This is a genomic window from Moorena sp. SIO4E2, assembly GCF_010671945.1.
In the GTDB taxonomy this organism is placed as follows: domain Bacteria; phylum Cyanobacteriota; class Cyanobacteriia; order Cyanobacteriales; family Coleofasciculaceae; genus Moorena; species Moorena producens.
The window spans coordinates 1-1,750 of the sequence record NZ_JAAHIE010001086.1; the positions used below are offsets into that span (position 1 = coordinate 1).

General features: G+C 40.3%; 3 protein-coding genes. 1 reads left to right on the forward strand and 2 read right to left on the reverse strand.

Annotated features, from left to right (window positions below; translation table 11 throughout):
- Positions 1-232 (reverse strand): hypothetical protein (locus F6K37_RS40905; protein WP_287257014.1); only part of this gene is annotated, 232 nt, incomplete at its 3' end.
- Positions 233-398: 166 nt separating this feature from the next.
- Here F6K37_RS40905 and F6K37_RS40910 point away from each other — a divergent pair.
- On the forward strand, positions 399-599 hold the full coding sequence (locus F6K37_RS40910) for a hypothetical protein (RefSeq protein WP_287257015.1): 201 nt from the start codon (positions 399-401) through the stop codon (positions 597-599).
- Between the two features lie 663 nt (positions 600-1,262).
- On the opposite strand, the gene F6K37_RS40915 is transcribed toward F6K37_RS40910, so the two are convergent.
- The coding region (locus F6K37_RS40915; protein ID WP_287257016.1) for a pentapeptide repeat-containing protein at positions 1,263-1,750 on the reverse strand (488 nt) is incomplete at its 5' end.

Below are 1,750 nucleotides of genomic sequence, written 5' to 3' on the forward strand. Positions count from 1 at the left end.
ATACTGTCTGGTCGTGCAAAGATTTCATTGCTGCCTTAAGAGCATCATAGTTAGGATTGTTGGACATAATTTTAACATTAAATAAGGAACAGGGAACAGGGAACAGGGAGTAGGGAGTAGGGAGTAGTGCGTAGGGTGCGTTAGGGGCGGACTTGCCCTTATTTTTGGCCTCGTAGCCAGGGTTGGTATAGTCCGCCCCGTAACGCACCACTGGGTCTGGAACTTGCTGCATAATTAAAATTATACCAAAAAAAATGATATTAAAAAATAAAATTATCTAGCCTATTATCGGTCAAATAACTTTTTTTTATTAACCCTAAAAAAAAAATAAAAACCCTTGACAACTAAAAATATAATCATTACAATAATAAATATAAACCAAGCTGAACTTTTTCACAATGTCAGAAAAATTTACTCGCAACTTCAAGAAACAACCTACTCAGCACACTCTCAAAGGTCCTCGTGAATCAGTAATTCATAGTATGCAGATGCTTTATGCCCTAGGCTATGCAGAAATCGCGGAGTGGACGCCTCTAGAACCGACCGATATTCCAGGTGAAGTGATGACTACTATGACCAAGTATTGGTTGTTGCCATAACACCTTGTCTTGATGCAGTCGCTCATGGGGGAAACCCCCAAGACCGCGCTGCATCGCTAAAATTCTGGGGGGTTTTCCCCCCCGGGGGCCTTGGGTTTCGGAAATTTCTGACATATGTGATTGACATAGCCGTGGATAGTATTTCTACGGCTATTTTTTTAGGAAATTAAGAATTTAGAATTTAGAATTGGGAATTAAGAATTGAGAATTGGGAATCGGGAATCGGGAATCGGGAATCGGGAATCGGGAATTGGGAATCGGGAATGGAATACTTATGGTTTAGTAATTTTGGATCACAACATCATCAAAGGATGATAAAATTATTAGTTATAGGGTTTATAGGATTTATGAGGTACGCTTCTCAACCTCAAAGTCCCCCGAGCGAGCAATCCCTCGCTCGGGGGATTTAGGGGGATACCTTTGTACCTGATGGCATAGAGAATTGCTATATAATGAGCTAATAAGCTAATACAGCGTTTTCCATAACTAAGAGGTACATAGGATTTTTTACCTATTACCTATTACCTATTACCTATTACCTATTGCCTATTACCTATTGCCTCTTGCCTCTTGCCTATTGCCTTTTACCTCTTACCTGCTCCCTACTCCCTACTCCCTACTCCCTACTCCCAATTCTAAATTCTAAATTCTAAATTCTTAATTCTAACAATCGCGATCGCTTACCACTCCATCAGGTAAAATTGTATTGCACAGTTCCATAGTTTCCCAGGGAATAGTTTCCCCATCAATTCCCTTAAAACTTGTTCCTTTTACGTTCGTTCCCTTGAAGTTAACCTCTTTGAAAGTAGCCGCTGTTGAAAACGATGTCATTGAATGGGTTTTGAGAGTACATTCCACAGGACCGAAACAAGCTCTTTCCAGCACAGCATTTTCAAGGTTGGTTTGGTCTAGCATTGCTCCCCCAAGATAAGTATCAGATAGGTTAGCGTTTGTGAAGTTAGTAAAATTTAGATTAGCCCCTTTTAAATTAGCCCCCTGTAAATTAGCTTTATTCAAATTAGCCCCTGCTAAACTTGCTCCCTGCAAATTAGCCCCCTTCAGTATTGCTCCTTCCAACCGACTGTTGCTTAAATCAGCATTAGCTAGATTAGCTCCTTCTAAATGAGCATAGGCCAAATTAGCACTCTGTA

Excerpts from the sequence above, each read along its gene's own strand:
- F6K37_RS40910 (WP_287257015.1), top strand. The coding sequence starts at position 399 with ATGTCAGAAAAATTTACTCGCAACTTCAAGAAACAACCTACTCAGCAC.